This is a genomic window from Yersinia alsatica (genome assembly GCF_902170305.1).
In the GTDB taxonomy this organism is placed as follows: Bacteria; Pseudomonadota; Gammaproteobacteria; order Enterobacterales; family Enterobacteriaceae; genus Yersinia; species Yersinia alsatica.
On the sequence record NZ_CABHWW010000024.1, the window covers coordinates 106,573 to 125,703 of the forward strand.

Below are 19,131 nucleotides of genomic sequence, written 5' to 3' on the forward strand. Positions count from 1 at the left end.
AGCCACGGGGATGAGCCGTGGCTAAAAATATCCTATGACTGTGCAGTTATTGCTTGGCAGCAACTTCCTGGCGACAGCAGAGCCGATCGTACAACCCTACGACGACGAATACTAGCAGTGAAGGCGATAACCATGCCAGACCTTGTTCAGCCAATGGCAGATGCTGGGTCCACTCTGGCAGGAAATGCGCGAATGTTGACGCTTTTACCGCATCCAGAATACCAAACAGCAAGCTGACCAACATGACTGGCGCCACAATACGTGAGGCGTGATGCCACCAACGCAAGGTGAAACTCATCAGTACCAGCACAATACAAGGTGGATAAATCGCCGTCAGCACTGGGATAGAGATCTGAATCAGATGACTCAGCCCCAGATTCGATACCATCATTGAGAAGATACCGAGGATAAAGACCAGCGTCCGGTATGACAATGGCAGGTATTGAGCAAAGAATTCAGCACAGGCGCAAGTCAGGCCAACCGCAGTGACCATACAGGCGATGAAAATCAGCGCTGCCAGGAACACGCTCCCCAAGCCACCGAAAGTATGCTGAACATAAGTATGCAATACCACGGCACCGTTTTGGGCATCAGGTGTCAGGCTGCCACTGCCAGAACCCAACTTAAACAAGCTCAGGTAAACCAGTGTCAAACCCACACCGGCAATTAAGCCCGCCCAGATGGTATAGCGCGTCAACAGCCTCGGGGATACAACACCACGTGAACGCGCGGCATTGACGATAACTATCCCGAAGACCAGAGCACCTAAGGTATCCATGGTCAAATAGCCATTAACGAAACCTGAGGAAAATGGCACTTGTTGGTAAGCATCAGTTGCCGGAATCAACGGACCAGCAGGCCAAATCAAGGCGGCAATACCCAAAATAGCCAGCGCCAAAATTTTCAGCGGAGCCAGAATATGCCCGACGGTATCCAGTAAACGCCCCGGATACAGCGAAATTCCAATAACTAGCGCGAAGTAAACCACGCTATAGATAAACAGCGGCAGCGGGCCATCACCGGTCAAAGGTGCAATACCCACTTCGAAGGAAACAGTGGCGGTACGCGGGATCGCAAACAGGGGTCCGACAGCCAAATAACAGACGGTAGCCAGAACCAGACCCGCACCACGGCCAATTGGCGTACTCAGGGCATCGATACCGCCGCCCACACGAGCCAGTGCGATAACGGTAATCACCGGTAATCCAACCGCAGTAATCAGGAAGCCCAAAGCGGCCCACCAAACATGTTCACCCGATTGTAAACCAACCATCGGTGGGAAGATGATGTTGCCAGCTCCAACGAATAAGGCAAAGGTCATAAAACCTAATGCCATAATATCTTTAGACGATAAACGATGACTCATAGTGGTGTGTGTTGCCTAGTTAAATGACCAAAAGAAAAAGTTCTACGTTGTGGCCTTTCCGATGTGATCGAAACAATACAAAGCTCTGATAAACGCAAACTCCGGCGGTTAATAAGCAATCTATTTCGTCAGTATGCAGTGTTTTTGAAGTTATTTGCAGGTGGAATAGGCCAACAACGGCGGTAAGTAGACCGTTTATAGCGGAGAAAGGCAAGTCAGGATCACAAAAGCAGAGTCTTCATCCAGACAATCTTTTCAAACCAGTCAATCATGCCAGATTTAGAGAAATACACGCCATATGATTTGTATCATTTATAGCCACCCATTAACATTTTAATCAGTAAAACCTAGCTCTTTTCGGGTATGCCTAAGCACCTCGGGGGGCAATGGCAAATAACCATCGTGAGTGACCCGTTGTTGCCCTTCGGGTGATAAAACACGCTCAAGAAAGGCTGCGGTTAAAGGTTCCAGCGGTTGGCCCGGCGCTTTATTAATATAGATGTACAAATAACGCGCCAACGGATAGTTGCCGTCTTTGACATTCTCAGCAGTTGGCATCACAAAATCCTGACCATTCACCGCCAATGCCAAGGGTTTAACCCCACTGTTACGAAAACCAATGCTGGCATAGCCAATGCCATTTAATGAACCGGCCACAGCTTGCACAACGGATGCAGAACCGGGCAATTCATTGACATTATTAACAAAATCCCCATCACACAATACTCGGTGCTTGAAGAAACCATAGGTTCCCGAGGCTGAATTTCGGCTATAGCGTTGCAGTGAACGATCCGTCCAGCCTCCCCCCAATCCCAACTCACCAAAACGGACAATGCGATGAGGCTCCCCACAGCGGCGATTCTGCGAGAAAATAGCATCAAGCTGAGGCAACGTTATTTTATTCAATGGGTTATCTCGATGAACAAACACCACTAATGCATCAACGGCAACAGGTATAGCAAGGGGGGGATAACCATAACGCTGGGTAAATGCATTAATTTCAGCCGCTTTCATTGGCCGACTCATCGGGCCAAGTTGGGCGGCCCCCGCAGCCAGTGCCGCAGGAGCCGTAGAGGAACCCGCCGCCTGTATTTGCAAATTAACGCCGGGATAATGATGATTGAAATCTTCGGCCCACAAAGACATCAGATTGGCCAAAGTGTCAGAACCGACACTGGAAAGATTACCGGATAATGTATGACTGGCAGAAATCGACGATGATGGCAGCCCGGTCACCACAGGCGCTAGCGCCGTCGGTTGCGCTAAAACGCCATAGCTAAACCACAGCATGGCATTCAATAGCGCCAGTTTTCCCCATATCATCAATTTAGTATCCGTGCAGTCTTAGGATTTGACTGCATTCTCGGTTAAAACCGTCGGAACAATCAACCGATTCGGCAAGGTAAAAATAAATCGCGTCCCCAAACCGATTTCACTCATCACATCCAGACGGGCATCGTGGTGGCTCAATGCATGCTTCACAATGGCCAACCCTAAACCACTGCCGCCAGTCTGCCTTGAACGCGCTTTATCCACCCGATAGAAGCGTTCAGTAAGGCGCGGAACATGCTCAGGGCCAATACCCGGCCCATTATCACTAACCTGAAACTGTGCACCCTGCGGCGTTTGCTGCCAACACACCTCAATTTTAGTCCCTTCAGGTGTGTGGTTGACTGCGTTATAGACCAAGTTAGAAACCGCACTGCGCAATTGATCTTCATTGCCGAAGACCTTCAGTTGCTCATTAATTCGAAACGTAATCTCATGACGCCCATTGCTCAATGCCTGAACCTCATGCTGTAGCATCTTCAGCATACGGGGAATATCCACCTGCTCATTTAGATCCACATTAGGTGCGGCTTCAATTCGTGATAGCGTCAATAGTTGTTTTACCAACCCATCCATCCGCTTGGTTTGTTCCTGCATCGTCCCTAAGGCTTTTTCACGTAATGGGCCAGCCAACTCTTGGTCATGCATCATTTCCAGATACCCCTGCAACACTGTCAGTGGGGTACGCAGCTCATGGCTGACATTGGCAAAGAAGTTACGGCGGGCACCTTCCAACTGGCGCATTTGGGTAACATCTCGGGCGACCATAAGTAATTGCCCTTCAGAATAAGGCATCACACGGAACTCAACGTAATAACCATTATTCAATTGCAGGGTCAGGGGGCGAGAAAACTCTTGTTGTTGCAGATACTGGCTAAATTCCGGGTAGCGCAGTAAGTTGAGAATATGCTGACCATTATCTTCCGGCCAACGGAACCCCAACAGTTGCTGGGCCAATCCATTACACCAGAAAATATTGCCGTCAATGGTGGTAATCACCACCGCATCAGGTAATGATTCTGCACCACTGCGGAAGCGTTTGATAAGCAAGGCTAATTCCCGCCGACGCCGACGATTTCGCAACTGCATCTGGTATAAGCCGTAAAATAAAGGCTCCCAGCTCCAGCGCCCGGCGGGGGGAGTCATGCTGCGGTCTAACCACAGCCAGTGAGATAATTTGAGTTGGTTATAGAAATTCCAGACCAGTGCCGCTACTACTGAAACCAGTAATAGCCAAGGAAGGTAGCCGATAAAGGCACCTAACAATAATGCAGGCAGACAAAAAAGAGCCAGCTCTAGAGCCAGCGTTTTCCACGATAAACGTTCTAACACAACGAATTCTCCGGCACTGAAAACTCAGTAGCGCGTTGAGAAACGATATCCAGTTCCCCGGACGGTTTGTACCATTCTGTCATGACCATTAACTTCAAGCGCCTTACGTAACCGACGAATATGCACGTCAACCGTGCGATCTTCTACATAAACGTTAGTGCCCCAGACATAATTAAGCAACTGCTCACGGCTGTATACCCGCTCAGGATGGGTCATAAAGAAGTGCAGCAGTTTAAATTCGGTTGGCCCCATATCAAGCGCCTGTTCATTGGCCATCACCCGGTGCGAGGAAGGGTCAAGGCTCAATCCTTGCATTTCAATCACTTCCTCTACAGCCATTGGTGAGATCCGGCGCATAACCGCTTTAATGCGCGCCACCAGCTCTTTTGGCGAAAAAGGCTTGGTAATATAATCATCGGCACCCACTTCCAAACCACGCACTCGGTCTTCTTCTTCACCTCGGGCAGTCAACATCATTACTGGAATATCTCGAGTCAGCGCTTCGCGTTTCATATGCTTAATAAACTGAATACCTGAGCCACCGGGCAACATCCAGTCCAACAGCACTAAATCAGGGAAAGGCTCCGACAAACGCGTTACTGCGCTGTCATAATCTTCGGCTTCTAACGGTTGGTAACCATTCTGTTCCAACACAAAGCACACCATCTCACGGATTGGTGCTTCATCTTCCACCACAAGTATGCGTCTTGCCATCATCAACCCTGCCAGTAAGTTAGTGGTCACTATGTTATGTCGCGAGCCATTATGCGTCAGTTTTGTGACATTTTTATGAAAAACATCACGCTATCATAAGCAATAAGCATAGTGATAAATTTCATGTTAATTGCAAAATACAGCACTCAAATTTGCGAAGCTTCTCGGAGATTTCTCCCATAGCTTCTTTTTAGCCGCGACATCCCGCAAACAGCGTTTATAATCAGCGCCATTCGATGAAAGATAACCTGCCATAGCGGGAGTTTTATGCGCATTATTCACACCTCTGATTGGCATTTAGGCCAACATTTCTTCACCAAAAGCCGTGCTGCTGAGCATCAGGCTTTTTTGCATTGGCTTATTGAGCAAATTGAAGAGAATCAGGTGGATGCGCTAATCGTTGCCGGTGACATATTTGATACTGGCTCGCCTCCCAGTTATGCCCGCGAGCTTTATAATCGTTTTGTGGTCGAGCTCCAACCCACTGGCTGCCAGTTGGTGGTGCTGGGGGGGAACCACGATTCAGTCTCAACACTGAATGAATCCCGGGGTTTGCTTTCCTATCTAAATACCACTGTAATTTCCTGTGCCAGCAGCCATCTGGATCAGCAAATCATTATTCTGAAAGACCGCCAGCACCAGCCCGCAGCACTGCTGTGCGCCATTCCTTTTCTACGACCCCGTGATTTAGTGACCAGTCAGGCCGGTGAATCTGGCGGGCAAAAGCAACTGGCATTGCAAGAAGCAATCGCGGCTCACTATCAGGCGCTATATCAGCGAGCTGTTGAACGGCGTTCCGAGCTAAATTTCCCCTTACCGATTATCGCCACTGGTCACCTGACTACTGTTGGTGTGACGACCAGTGACTCGGTTCGCGATATTTATATCGGCACATTGGATGCTTTCCCGGCGCAAGCTTTCCCTCCTGCGGATTATATTGCTTTGGGTCATATCCATCGTGCTCAGCAAGTGGCCAAAACTGAACATATTCGTTACAGCGGCTCGCCAATCGCCTTGAGTTTTGATGAGTTAAGCAAGGAGAAAAGCGTCTATCTGGTGGAATTTACGCAACAAACATTGTCGTCAGTTACCCCACTGTTTATTCCACAATTTCAGCCAATGCAGCTAGTCAAAGGTGATTTACCGCAGATAGAGCAACAGTTGGCTAAATTTGCTGACCACCAAGGTTTACCAGTGTGGTTGGATATCGAGGTTGCCACTCAAGACTATCTCACTGACATCCAAAGGCGAATTCAAGCACTAACTGCGGAACTCCCAGTTGAAGTGGTGTTATTACGCCGCAGTAAAGAGCAACGCAATATCGGAATAGACCGGCAAGAAAAAGAGACCCTCAATGAGCTGAGTGTGTCTGATGTATTTGAGCGCAGACTGGCACTGGAGGCCGATTTAGCCGAGCCGCGCCAACAGCGTATGCGCCAAATGTTTCATCAAGTTATTGAAGACGTAACGCAAGGCAAAGATGCCGCAGAGGAGCAATCTGTATGAGAATTTTAAGCCTGCGTCTGAAAAACATTAACTCTCTGCAAGGCGAGTGGAAGATAGATTTCACCGCTGAGCCGTTTGCCAGCAATGGATTGTTCGCGATCACTGGCCCCACTGGCGCCGGTAAAACCACGCTGTTGGATGCAATTTGTCTTGCGCTGTACCACCAGACTCCACGGCTGAATGTCACGCCCAGCCAGAATGAATTAATGACCCGCCATACAGCGGAGTCACTGGCCGAAGTTGAGTTTGAGGTAAAAGGCACCCGCTACCGCGCATTCTGGAGCCAGCGCCGCGCTAAAAATAGCCCAGAAGGGAATCTGCAAGCCCCTAAAGTTGAATTGGCGCTCTGCGAAGACGGCAAAATTCTGGCGGATAAAGTACGTGACAAATTAGATATGGTGGCAGCAATCACTGGGCTGGATTTTGGCCGTTTTACCAAATCCATGATGCTGTCGCAGGGGCAATTTGCTGCATTCCTCAATGCCGACGCCAATGATCGTGCGGAATTATTAGAAGAGTTAACCGGCACCGACATCTATGGGCGGCTATCTGAGCATGTATTTGAGCAACATAAGCAGGCTAAAATCTCGCTGGATGCTTTACATCAGCGTGCCAGTGGTATTGAACTGCTGAATGAAGAGCAGCGCCTGGCTGTGGCGCAACAAATTGATGCTCTTGGCGAACAAGAAAAGCAACTCATCTCAGAGCAACAAACCAATCAGAAACAGATAAACTGGCTAGTCGGTTGGCAGCAGCAGCAAAAAAATCTGCTGGAATTTCAGCAACAGCAAAAACTCATTGAGCAAGAATACCAACAGGCTCAGCCGGAGTTGCAACGACTGGCGCGTAGTGAGCCCGCAGAAAAACTACGTCCTTTGCTGCGAGAATGTTCACGCAGCCAGCAAGATTTGCAACAAATACAACTGCGTGTCACTACTCTGGCCCAACAACGGCAACAACTTCAGGCGCAACTTACCCCGCTGGCTGAAGCACTGGAGCAAGCCAACTTAGCTCGCCAGCAGCAAGCTACCAAACAGCATGAGCAAGAAACACTGATTGAACAAAAAGTGGTGCCACTGGATAACCTTATTACCCAGCAACAGCATCTCTTGGCGCAGCTTGCTACACAGCTACAGCAACTGCGAGGTAAAGAGCAACAAAGTAAACAACAGCTAGAACTCAATGAGCGGCAACTGCAACAAACCCATCAACGCCTGCAACAACTGGCTGAATATGCACATATTAATGCTCACCATCAACATTGGGAAAAAAATCTACCTTTGTGGCGCGAGCAATTCCGTCAGTTACACATACAGCAACAGCAATCCGTTGAAAGCGAGCAACAGTTACAGCAACTGGTTACGTTACTCAACAACTTGCAACAGCAAACTGCCACACTGAACGAGCAGGATAAACAGCAGCAAGCGGCATTAGTGCAAGCCAACTTGCAAGCAGGCAGCATCCAACAACAACTATCGGCACTTGAGCAATTGCACCCCTCGGCACAGTTACGCCACCAGTTGAGTGAACTCCAGCAACAGCGGGCAGTGCGACAGCAATTAGCGGCATTATCCCCTTTAGCGCAGCAAGTTCAGACACAACACGATAAACAGCAGCAACAGTTAATTAGTCAGCAACAGCAGCTAAAGCAACTGGAACAGCAGTTAGCCGAAAAACGTCAACGATATAAACAACAAAAACAACATCTGACGGATTTGGAAGCCCTTCTGGATCGCGAAAAGCAGATAGTCCGCCTAGAAGCAGAGAGGGCCAAACTGCAACCAGGTGATGCTTGCCCACTATGTGGCGCAGTAGATCACCCGGCGATTACTGAGTATCAAGCGGTAAAACCATCAGAAACTATGGTTCGAGTTGAGGAGTTGCGCCTTCAGGTTGAACAACTATTCACCGCCGGAACAGAATTACGGACACAAGTAGGAAATACCCAACAGCAGCAGTTGCGTCTGGAACAAGAGCTACAACAAAGCCAGCAGCAACTGGCGGATTATCACCAACGCTGGCAAACACTGACAAAACCGTTGGCGCTGACATTGGCATTAAATGACGTGGCGGCGTTAACAATCTGGCTGGAACAACAGGAGCAGTCTGAACAGTTCTGCCAGCAAAAACTGGCCGAATATGAACAACTGAACCAGCAACATCAACAAGCCAAAGATATGCTGGCCCAAGCAGAGCAACTGCAACAAAAGCATCAACAACAGTTATCACTGGTGCTTCAGCGTCAACAAGATACCCAGCAATCCCACCAACAATTGCTCGCCCAACATCAGCGCCAGCAAGATGAGTTGGTAAAAATGCGCCAAAGTTTCAGCGATGCTCTGGCGGCAGTTTCGCTATCAATACCTGAAACAAGTCAGCAGGAAAGTTGGCTGGCACAACGCGAAGCAGAAAATCAGCGCTGGCATCAGTATCAACAAGAGCAACAACAACTGGAACTTGGGCAAAAAGCACTGGTAACGCAGATTGAAAATGAGCGCCGCCACTTGCAAGAATATGTCGACCAATTATCAGCCCTTAGCCTGCAACATCAACAAGCTGAAATCCTGCTGCAACAATACAATCAGCACCGCCACGCCCTATTTGGCGACGACAATGTGACCGAGGCACGTCAGCGACTACGCCAGCAACAGCAGCAAGTAGAATTAGCACAACAGAATGCAGCGACGGCCCTGCAACAAGCTCAATCCCAACTTCACCTGATATCCGGTGAACTGGCAGGTTTAGAGCAGCAGCAGCAGCAAAATCAGCAGCGCGCCGCCACCGCCCAAACTGAATTACAGCAAGCACTGGCAAACAGTGAGTTCATTGATGAAGCAGCCTTAACCGCAGCATTACTAAGCGAAGAAGAAAGGCAACGTTTGCAGCAATGGCAGCAACAATTGAGCGAGCGCCAGCAACAAGCCAATATCCGACTACAACAAGCCAATGAAGCATTGGAGCAATATCTCCAAGCTTGCCCTGCCGGTGTGTCTCAAACCTCTGAATTGACACTATTACAGCAGCAGTCAGAGCAACTACTGGCACAGTTAAAAGCCAATACATTGCGTCAAGGTGAATTACGCAATCAGCTAGAGAGCGACGCCGTTCGTCGTAGCAATCAGCACGCGCTGTTTGAGCAAATTGAACGTAGCCAACAACAATATGATGATTGGAGCTATCTCAATCACTTAATTGGCTCCAAAGAAGGCGATAAATTCCGCAAGTTCGCGCAGGGTCTAACACTCGACCATTTGGTCTATCTGGCAAATAACCAGCTTAGTCGTTTGCATGGCCGCTATCAGCTGCAACGAAAAACCAGTGATGCACTAGAGCTGCAAGTAGTGGATACCTGGCAGGCAGATGCTATACGTGATACCCGCACACTATCTGGGGGAGAGAGCTTTTTGGTCAGTTTGGCCTTAGCTCTGGCACTATCAGATTTGGTCAGCCATAAAACCAGTATTGACTCACTGTTCCTTGATGAAGGTTTTGGTACGTTGGATGCTGAGACACTGGATACCGCACTGGATGCTCTGGATAGCCTGAATGCGTCGGGCAAAACCATCGGGGTTATTAGCCATGTTGAGGCAATGAAAGACCGAATCCCAGTGCAAATTAAAGTGAAAAAAATCAACGGGTTGGGTGTTAGCCGCCTGGATAATATTTTTAGGGTAAATCAAGACTAAGCTAATACAGCTCGCCCTTGTTACCGCCTCAAGACCGCAGGACAAAGATAAGTCCCAAAACCATTGAGGCCACAGCCAGGCAGCAAACGAACGCATCCCGATGAGCTTACTCAAGTCAGTGATTCGGGTAAGTGGGCCTAGCTAACACCATCGTGCTCTCAAAATGCAGGGTAAGAAATTACCCAAAGCCATTGGCGTTACAGCTAGGCAGCAAACGAACAAATCCCGATAAACTTACTCAAGTCAGTGATTCAGGTGAGTGGGCCTAGCCAACACTCTCGGGTTCTCAAAACGCAGGGTAAATAAATTACCCAAAGTCATTGGCGTTACAGCTAGGCAGCAAACGAACGCATCCCGATGAGCTTACTCAAGTCAGTGATTCGGGTGAGTGGGCCTAGCTAACACCATCGTGCTCTCAAAACGCAGGGTAAGAAACTACCCAAAGTCATTCAGGCCACAGCCAGGCAGCAAACGAACGCATCCCGATGAACTTACTCAAGTCAGTGATTCGGGTAAGTGGGCCTAGCCAACACTCTCGGGCTCTCAAAACGAAGGGTAAGAAATTACCCAAAGTCATTGGCGTTACAGCTAGGCAGCAAACGAACGCATCCCGATGAGCTTACTCAAGTAAGTGATTCGGGTAAGTGAGTGCAGCTAACAACGCTGTAGCGTCAAGGACGAAGGGTAATTGCAGGCCATAGCCAGGCGGCGCCACGCACCCCACTCGAATCCCCATGCAATGCTTTACGGATTGGCGTTTCGCACTCACCACCAAAGACCCAAGGGCTGATTAACCTCGGTAATGTTTTATACAATCGGTCGACATTACTCATCCCTCCGCCCAATACCACCACATCAGGATCAAACAGATTTATTACATGGGCCAGTGATTTTGCCAACCGCTGTTCATAATTGCTAATAGCTTGTTCAGCTACCGCATCACCTTGCTCAACCAAGGTTATAATTTCATGACCTTTAAGAGGTTTACCACTCAGGCGGAAGTAATCGGTGGCGAAGCCAGTGCCGGAAACGAAGGTTTCAATACAGCCTTTTTTACCGCAATAACAAGCAACTTCTTGCTGATACTGCCGCTCTTCATCATTTTGCCACGGTAACGGATTATGCCCCCACTCACCGGCGATGCCGTTACCACCAGCATGTACGCGCCCATCAATAGCAATACCAGACCCACAGCCGGTGCCAATAATAGCCGCAAACACCAGATGTTTTCCGGCTCCGGCACCATCGGTGGCCTCCGATACAGCCAAACAGTTAGCATCATTTGCCAGACGCACCGGACGAGAGAGTAACTCTGACAAATCTTTATCTAGCACCTGACCATTCAACCATACAGAATTGGCATTTTTTACCTTGCCGGTAAAAGGAGAAAGCGTGCCTGGAATCCCGACACCAACACTGCCCTGCTCCCCAATGGCTTGTTCAGCATCCATAACCAAATCCGCAATCGCCAGTAAAGTTTGTTGATAATCATGGCGCGGAGTATCGACCCGCTTGCGGAAAAGCTCTGTCCCGTCATTAGCTAAAGCAATGACTTCAATTTTGGTGCCACCTAAATCTATACCAATGCGCATAGCGCCTCACCTCATTGACAGGGTTGATCTCTGTTTTATAGACAGAAAATTTATCGGCAAATATATTTTTGACAGAAGATTCTATCAATTAGGGTTTTTGGCACTAATACAAATCCTCTCACTCAGTTTGGACAATACCTCGCTGCGACACAATCTTTGTCACCCGCATTTTTGCATTCTGTGGCGTTTGAATCTCTTCAGATAGCAATAATGTTCAATGAATTGCTAGCTGGCTCCCTTTTTTTCTTATTCTTTTTACTAGGGGCCGACGCCTCAATTCGTTATCATGCCGCCCTGCGTTTGATTAACTCGCGCGCTCCAGGCGCGCCCGAGTCAGGGATAACACTATGCTGTGGTTTAAGAATTTAATGGTTTACCGTTTGAGCCGGGAAGTTTCACTGTCTGCGGACGAAATGGAAAAACAGTTAAGCGCCCTGAGCTTCACGCCATGCGGCAGTCAGGATATGGCTAAAACCGGTTGGGTATCACCGATGGGGTCACACAGCGATGCATTAACTCATACGGTTAATGGTCAAATCGTCATTTGTGCGCGCAAAGAAGAGAAAATCTTGCCATCACCAGTGATTAAGCAAGAATTGCAGGCAAAAATTGAACGGCTGGAAGGTGAACAACATCGCAAGCTGAAAAAAACTGAAAAAGACTCATTAAAAGATGAAGTTCTGCACAGTTTATTGCCACGGGCATTCAGTCGCTTTAATCAGACATTCTTGTGGATTGATACTGTCAACGACCTAATTATGGTCGATGCAGCCAGTGCCAAACGGGCCGAAGATACTTTGGCTTTACTGCGTAAAAGCTTGGGTTCATTGCCAGTTGTGCCGCTGACATTAGAAAATCCTATCGAGCTGACCCTGACCGAGTGGGTACGCAGCAAAGAATTGCCTGCAGGTTTTACCTTAATGGATGAAGCTGAATTAAAGGCCATTCTGGAAGAGGGCGGCGTGATCCGCTGTAAGAAGCAGGATCTGTTCAGCGATGAAATTGCAGTGCACATTGAAGCCGGTAAGTTGGTCACCAAATTAGCGCTGGATTGGCAAGAGCGCATCCAATTAGTGCTGTCCGATGATGGCTCACTGAAACGCCTGAAATTCTCAGACACTCTGCGTGAACAGAATGAAGATATTGATCGGGAAGATTTTGCTCAGCGCTTTGATGCCGATTTTATTCTGATGACCAGTGAATTGGCCGCTCTGATTAAAAACCTGATTGAAGCCTTAGGTGGCGAAGCGCAGCATTAACACACTGTCGCTTAAAGAGATATATCGCCCTCTCTGGCATGGAGAGGGCAAAATTCAAGGAAGCAATTAGCTCAAATATTTACACAAATACGAAGATGCCTCAGCAACTTGCAGGTTAAATTCACTTTCCCCAGGGATGTAGAAAGTTTCGCCTGGCTTAAAGACTTCCCAACCTGATGAACCAGGAATCAGTACTTTTAGGCTACCGGTGATCACTGTCATCTCTTCCGCTTTAGCCGTACTGAATGTGTACTCGCCCTTTTCCATCACCCCAACGCTAGCTTGCCCAATGCTGTCACTGTCAAAACCAATAGATTTCACTTTCCCGGTAAAATACTCATTAAATTTCAGCATAGTTTTTGCACCCGCGTCTTAATCAAGATTGAGCTTTCATATTAGAGTCACTGTAAACGCTCTGTCACTGATTATTATGGTGAATTGGGATCATAACCGGATTCACCGGTAAAGTTGCCGAGAAAGCGTACGATTTTCAGGCAACGGACAGATTTCTCAACCCAGAAAAGAGACTATTCGGGTAAAACCATCAATAGCAAACACCTTCACAACACAGGTGAAGGTTCATGGGCAAGAAGCGAATAAGGGGAATTAGAGGTTACGTAAAATATACAGCGCCAGCGACGTTTCAAAAACCACAATCAAAATTGACCAGAAAGCAGGCATAAAATTGGTGTGTTGGTGGATAAATAATTTGAAGGTTTTCATCGGCCCGCCTTAAATGGCCTTGCCTTGAGGGGCATGAGTCAACGTAAATGATTTACGTCAAAATGATTACGTAGGTTATCATTATACGCTTCGTACAATTATCGGGCAATCAGATGGGCTAATGATTCATCCTACAAATAGAAACACCCCGCTACTTCACTTTCTCATCAGATAAAATCTGCAAAATATGTTCAACCACCTCTTCTGGTGACTGAGTTGCATCCAATACATGGTGAGCAACCTCTTGATATAACGCCTCTCGGCTCGCCAACACGTCCAGCATTTCCTCAACAATAGGTTTGCCAGTAAGGCTTGGCCGCTGGGCATCTTCTGGATCTTCTGCTAACCGCCCAGCCAGCACATTGGCAGAGGCCCGCAGATAAATAACCAGCCCATGATTGCGCATAAAAATACGATTATCTTGAGACAATACTGCGCCACCACCGGTTGCAACCACAGTTTTAGCGGCAGTTACGGTCTGTAGGGCCATACTTTCCCGCAAGCGAAAACCATCCCATCCCTCACGGGCGACAAGCTCAGCAACACTGGACTGCAAGGTTTGCTGCATAAATAGGTCGGTATCAATAAACCGATACCTCAACGCTTGCGCCAACGCTTTCCCTATTGTTGTCTTACCCGCACCGCGCGCACCTACCATGAAGATAGTCTGTGTCATTACTTGAAAGTCCTTTCGCATCAACTTCTGAGGATAAATTCTCGCCATCAAGAAACCGGCCACCCTTGTTGACCGGTTAAACAGGATTAACTTCCAGCTCCAGGCTGTAGATGCAAATCATACCTATAATTGAGAGTAGTGCAAACTTTACAGTTATGTAAAATTAACTATACACCAAGTATGAATGATATTGCATCACCATCCGACTCACGGCATTAATCAGTATCGATTGATAACCCTAATTAGAAATCGACACTAGCCCGCAGAACAAACTGTCGAGGTTCTCCAACAGCAACCCGTAAATTGCCACCACTAGAAGGATAATAGGTTTTATCAAAGATATTTTTCACATTGAGCTGCCATTTTACCCGATAATTATTAATGGGTAATGAATATGAGATGAAAGCATCAGCTACGGTGTAATCATCTAAGGTAAAACTATTAGCAGCATCACCCGCACGCCGCCCGACATATCGTGCACCAGCGCCAACGCGCAAATCATCACCGCCCTGCCACCCCGTAGAGCCCAATGCCTGCGCCAGGAATAATGATGCGCTATTTCGGGCGACATTAGCCATTTGATTACCTTTATTATCAGGATCTTCCGTCACTCTGGCATCGGTATAAGCATAGGTCGCTATTGCACTTAAGCTGTCAGTCAATTGCCCAGCCACATCAAATTCTACCCCTTGCGAACGTACTCGACCCGCAGTTCGAGTCACGGTTTCACCGTTAACTAACTCATTCACCATGACATTACGCTTAGCAATATCAAACAGTGCCAGTGTGCCGGTAACCCCATTGACTAACTCGACCTTACTACCCATTTCCCAAGATTGCCCCTGTTCCGGTGGCAATGAATCTATCTGTGTGGCGATAGAGGAATTAGGTTTGAAGGACTCACTGTAGCTGGCGTAAAGAGAGACTTCTGGCGTCAGTTTATAAACCACGCCAGTTCGTGGAATCAATTTGCTGTCAGAGCTATCGGTATTAGTGATGAAAGGCCGGCCTTTACCCGCGAAAACATCAAAATGATCGTAACGTAAACCTGCCAGTACAATCCATTTATCCGTCAACTCAACAGAATCTTGCATAAACCAGCCATAACTTTTCAGGTTTTCGCGCTGGTCGCTGTCTTTGGCACTGACTGCGGTCGAGGTTGGCATCAAACCGTATATCGGATGGTAGATATTGAAATTTGAGTTCTTTTTACCACGAATCATATCGCCACGATATGTACGGTTATCTTCATAATCGAAACCAAACAGCATCTGATGGCCCATTCCTGCCAAATCAAGGTCGCCATTCAGTGTCATCTGCACCGCCTGGGCCCGGCTAACAGCACTGGCTGTCGAGTCAGCCTGTCGACTCAATACGCCGGTAATGGGATCAAGTAACAACGCGCGGGCCTGATTATCACTATAACGATTGCGGTTGTACGCATAGGTCAGTGAGCTCTTCCAGTTATCGTTAAGTACCTGATCCACTTGCAGCGTGATATTGTCCTGATCACCCCGAGTCGCGTTATAGGGCTCATCGAAACGGCGATCTCGTGGAGTATCAACTGGCTTACCCGTGCGGCTATCAATAATTGTGCCGCGATCGAAGGGAGTGAGATACTCCATATGCTCATAAGCCAGCCGCACAGTGGTCGTTTCACCAAACCACATAACCGAGGGCGCGACTACCGTTTGGCGGTTACGACCAAAGTTGCGCCAGTAATCGGTTTCATCATGATCAACAATCATTCGATAAGCAAAGCCGGATTGGCCGAGCGGGCCGGTGACATCCAACTGACCGCCGCCCCCTTTAAAACTGCTGCCCCAACCTTCAATATGAGTTTGCTGCACTAGCTGTGGTTTCTTGGTAATCATGTTGATTACCCCACCCGGTTCCCCCATGCCATATAGCATCGATGCCGGGCCTTTAAGAACTTCAACCCGCTCCGTGGTTGGCGTAAAATTACGTGCCTGCGCCGAGCGAACACCATCACGCAGAATGGAACCATCGCGGTTATCACCAAATCCACGTTTTATAATGGCATCCTGAGTGCCGCCTAATGTATTCGACTGTGTAATCCCACTGACGTTATATAAGGCTTCGTCAATATTTCTAACCGCCTGATCGCGCAGTACTTGCCGTGGCACAACATTGACTGCCTGCGGTACATTCAACAGATTGGTATTAGTGCGAGTGCCGGTCACCGAAGTTGTCGGCTGATAGCTTTGGGTATCGGCTTCGCGCTGCTGACCCACGACCACGATTTTGGTTTTTTCTTCGCTATTTTTATCTGCTGTAAGATCGTCTGCGCCATGGGCGACCGACCCCATTGCAAGCATAGGCAGGCTGTACCAGTAAGCATGCTGGCGCTTAATTATTTTCATTCTTGAACTGACTCCAATAAATCCCTGAGAAAGGTAACGGCAAAAAATGTTGATATAATTGTTGGAATGTTTGTTGGGGATTGATGTCGGCAAAGAGCTGTGGATAAAACGCCTTGGCAAACATTTCTACTGCTACGACGTGATAAGGGCTAAGGTAAAAGTTGTGCCAAATACTGTAGGCACGCCCTTGAGCCACCGCGTCGAGGTGAGAAAGAATAGGTTGGTCTGATAACAGTTGCTGAAAGCTGCGCTGTGCTTGTTCAGCATTAACTAATGGCCCCAGCTGTAAGCTGGAAAAACGCTTGCCTGTTGGCCCCGCCATGCCAGTGGCAATATAGATATCCGGATTTGCTTGCAGCACGTTTTCAGGATTCAGCTCACCATAAACACTGTTAATACGTGAAGCAGCAATATTATCGCCACCAGCAAAAGCAATTAGATCGCCAAGATTGCCTTTGGAGGCCGTGGTACAGCAGCTCTCCCGTCGCCCAAGGTGTAGATGCAGCATAACGGTCGGTTTTCGCCCTTGATGCTGTGCCAGGCGTTGTTGAATTAGCTGCATATGTTGCTGATAAAAATTAATAAATTGCTCAGCACGATCCTGACGATTAAGCACTTCGCCTAATAGTTTAATACTGGGGACCGTGTGATTTAGCAAATCGATCCGCAGATCCACATAGATAACCGGAATACCCGCTTTAGTTAAACCCGCCAGTGTTCCATCATCCCCTTCAGCACGGGCAAATCGTGGCAAAATAATCAGATCGGGTTGCAACTGGATCAGTCGCTCAACGTTTATCTGACGAATATTTCCACTGCCAATTATTGGGATTTGAGCGATTTCAGGAAATTGCTGTGTATAAAGCTGCCAGCTTTGTGCATCGAAACGCTCAAGATCTGCGGGCCAACCAATCACGCGCTGTGCTGGATTTCCAGGCTCCAATAATGCCAGCGTATATAACATCCGGCTTTCACCCAAAATAATACGTTGTGGGTTATCCGGTACGTTGACCTGACGCCCCAGAATATCGGTAACAGTTTTTGTCAGCCCATCGAATGAGACAATCAGCAGACAGAAAACCAATAGAGCTTGAAAATGGCGCATTCACTTCACACAATCAGAAAAAAACAATCGCGCATGATAATCATTATCATTGGTATTTTCAATTTAATTGGTTATGTGTTTGGATAAGTCAGAAGAATTTCTGAAAGAGGCCGCCAAGCTTGTCTGGGATAGATACTGAGCTAATAAGCCTCTGGTAAACCAGAGGTTATAGCACAGCGAACAGAAGTGTATTGAGCCTTAACGAGGCTGACAAATATAGACTAATGCTGGAGGGAAATTGCGCACCACCCGTATTTTTTTCCATGTAAAATAGCGGGATAATAAGGGTTCGGAAAGGTGGCTGTATTGGAACAGGACCAAAACCCCATGGTTTGCACGTAAGCGCTGCTGGGCCTGTTGTAATATCTTGATGCTGATCTTGGTTGGGATCGACAACAGTGGTAGGCAACAAAATACGGCATCGTAATCTTGATCCAACTGCTCAGCTGACCGGAACGCGACCTGCAAGCGCGAGTCGTTTATCTGGTGTAATGCGTGTGCGAAATGTGGCTGAATCTCATACGCCTGTAAGCGGGAGTTCTCCGACATATGTGACAAAATACGCTTTGTCAGCACCCCATCAGCAGCACCTAACTCAGCAATATTAAGGTCTTGTCTCCAATCGACCTGATTTAACATCGCCTGACACAACCAAGGCGAAGAAGGAGCCAATGTGCCAACAGTACGGGGGGAGGCAATAAAGCGCTGCAAATAAGAGAACTGACTTTTAAAATTACGCCGGACAGTGTTTAGCATAGCCGCTCCTCGGAAACCCGGATGGACTACAATAACACCTTATATTCCTGAAGTTATCATTAAGATTGCTCTAAGAGTTAATTATTTTCGGCAGATAAATAGAAAAAAACTGACTGTATGGATATGAACAATATTGAAATAAGCAAGCGCAATATAACAATGACGCGCTATTGTCATATTGCGCTAGTGATCAATATTAATACTGTATCTAACTATTTCATTAATTATCACTTATTGTGACAAATCAATGATAAATCTCAGCACTGGCACTGTAGTCACTGGAGTCTCCAGGGTTACTCATGCCAATAATCCGGTAGTGGCCTGCGCCATCAGCGGTAGCTTTCGCGTTAAGTGCTGATTCCACATCCATCGGAGAACCACTGATATTGGAAAGAGAAATCACACCCATACTTTGTAACTTAGTTGCTTGTTCTGGGCTGACTTCTTGTGCAGCCATAGTGGCGAATGAAGCAGTAGCAATAAGTGCAGCAGCGATGACAGGTAATAGTTTCATAATGTGCTCCAACTGACAGGTTATATGTAATGTCTTTGTGAAGTTAATTATGGGTGGGGCAATGCAAGGGGACGTAATGCTGTGTAAAGAAAATCAATCATTGTGGATGGAATAAGGAGGAAATAAATATATTTATGTCACAAGAAAAATGAACAGAAAATATTAAAGTGTGGACGGATGTATATTACC

At 47.6% G+C, this 19,131-nt stretch carries 14 protein-coding genes; 3 read left to right on the plus strand and 11 right to left on the minus strand.

The window, feature by feature from the left end; genetic code table 11:
- Positions 1-46: 46 nt before the first annotated feature.
- From brnQ to phoB, 4 genes are all read right to left on the minus strand, one after another.
- A complete protein-coding gene (gene brnQ, locus FTA96_RS13545; RefSeq protein ID WP_050151569.1) occupies positions 47-1,366 on the minus strand; it encodes a branched-chain amino acid transport system II carrier protein in 1,320 nt (439 codons plus the stop codon).
- A 333-nt stretch (positions 1,367-1,699) separates the two neighbouring features.
- A complete protein-coding gene (locus tag FTA96_RS13550; protein WP_145574049.1) occupies positions 1,700-2,689 on the minus strand; it encodes a PstS family phosphate ABC transporter substrate-binding protein in 990 nt (329 codons plus the stop codon).
- 21 nt (positions 2,690-2,710) lie between these two features.
- Positions 2,711-4,027: a phosphate regulon sensor histidine kinase PhoR gene (phoR, locus tag FTA96_RS13555; protein WP_050108990.1), complete on the minus strand. Its 1,317-nt coding sequence runs from the start codon at positions 4,025-4,027 to the stop codon at positions 2,711-2,713.
- Positions 4,028-4,051: 24 nt separating this feature from the next.
- Positions 4,052-4,741 carry a phosphate response regulator transcription factor PhoB gene (gene phoB, locus FTA96_RS13560; RefSeq protein WP_050108991.1) on the minus strand — a complete coding sequence of 230 codons (690 nt, stop codon included), beginning with the start codon at positions 4,739-4,741 and terminating at the stop codon, positions 4,052-4,054.
- A gap of 267 nt (positions 4,742-5,008) precedes the next feature.
- Here phoB and sbcD point away from each other — a divergent pair, with 267 nt between their 5' ends.
- Together sbcD and FTA96_RS13570 are read left to right on the plus strand one after the other, a co-directional pair.
- The gene (gene sbcD, locus FTA96_RS13565; protein ID WP_145574050.1) at positions 5,009-6,247 is read left to right on the plus strand and encodes an exonuclease subunit SbcD; all 1,239 of its coding nucleotides are present in this window, start codon (positions 5,009-5,011) and stop codon (positions 6,245-6,247) included.
- Positions 6,244-9,933, plus strand: a complete 3,690-nt coding sequence (locus FTA96_RS13570) for an AAA family ATPase (protein ID WP_134957187.1) — start codon at positions 6,244-6,246, stop codon at positions 9,931-9,933. The genes sbcD and FTA96_RS13570 overlap by 4 nt, the downstream gene beginning before the upstream one ends.
- A 671-nt stretch (positions 9,934-10,604) precedes the next feature.
- On the opposite strand, the gene mak is transcribed toward FTA96_RS13570, so the two are convergent.
- Positions 10,605-11,525, minus strand: a complete 921-nt coding sequence (gene mak / locus FTA96_RS13575; RefSeq protein WP_050110036.1) for a fructokinase — start codon at positions 11,523-11,525, stop codon at positions 10,605-10,607.
- Between the two features lie 347 nt (positions 11,526-11,872).
- Between mak and rdgC the strand changes: the two genes are divergently transcribed.
- Positions 11,873-12,784, plus strand: coding sequence for a recombination-associated protein RdgC (gene rdgC, locus FTA96_RS13580; RefSeq protein WP_050110037.1), 912 nt, complete (start codon positions 11,873-11,875; stop codon positions 12,782-12,784).
- 66 nt (positions 12,785-12,850) lie between these two features.
- On the opposite strand, the gene ppnP is transcribed toward rdgC, so the two are convergent.
- From ppnP to FTA96_RS13610, 6 genes are all read right to left on the minus strand, one after another.
- Positions 12,851-13,138, minus strand: coding sequence for a pyrimidine/purine nucleoside phosphorylase (gene ppnP, locus FTA96_RS13585; protein WP_050110038.1), 288 nt, complete (start codon positions 13,136-13,138; stop codon positions 12,851-12,853).
- Between the two features lie 520 nt (positions 13,139-13,658).
- The gene (gene aroL, locus FTA96_RS13590; protein WP_050110039.1) at positions 13,659-14,183 is read right to left on the minus strand and encodes a shikimate kinase AroL; all 525 of its coding nucleotides are present in this window, start codon (positions 14,181-14,183) and stop codon (positions 13,659-13,661) included.
- Positions 14,184-14,425: 242 nt separating this feature from the next.
- Positions 14,426-16,567 (minus strand): TonB-dependent siderophore receptor, encoded by a 2,142-nt coding sequence (locus FTA96_RS13595; protein WP_145538558.1) that lies wholly within the window; start codon positions 16,565-16,567, stop codon positions 14,426-14,428.
- The gene (locus tag FTA96_RS13600; protein WP_145508309.1) at positions 16,554-17,672 is read right to left on the minus strand and encodes an ABC transporter substrate-binding protein; all 1,119 of its coding nucleotides are present in this window, start codon (positions 17,670-17,672) and stop codon (positions 16,554-16,556) included. Before FTA96_RS13600 ends, FTA96_RS13595 begins: the two co-directional genes overlap by 14 nt.
- Positions 17,673-17,870: 198 nt before the next feature.
- A complete protein-coding gene (locus FTA96_RS13605) occupies positions 17,871-18,428 on the minus strand; it encodes a class I SAM-dependent methyltransferase (protein WP_050110042.1) in 558 nt (185 codons plus the stop codon).
- 244 nt (positions 18,429-18,672) lie between these two features.
- A complete protein-coding gene (locus FTA96_RS13610; RefSeq protein ID WP_050110043.1) occupies positions 18,673-18,942 on the minus strand; it encodes a YdgH/BhsA/McbA-like domain containing protein in 270 nt (89 codons plus the stop codon).
- Between the last annotated feature and the right edge of the window lie 189 nt (positions 18,943-19,131).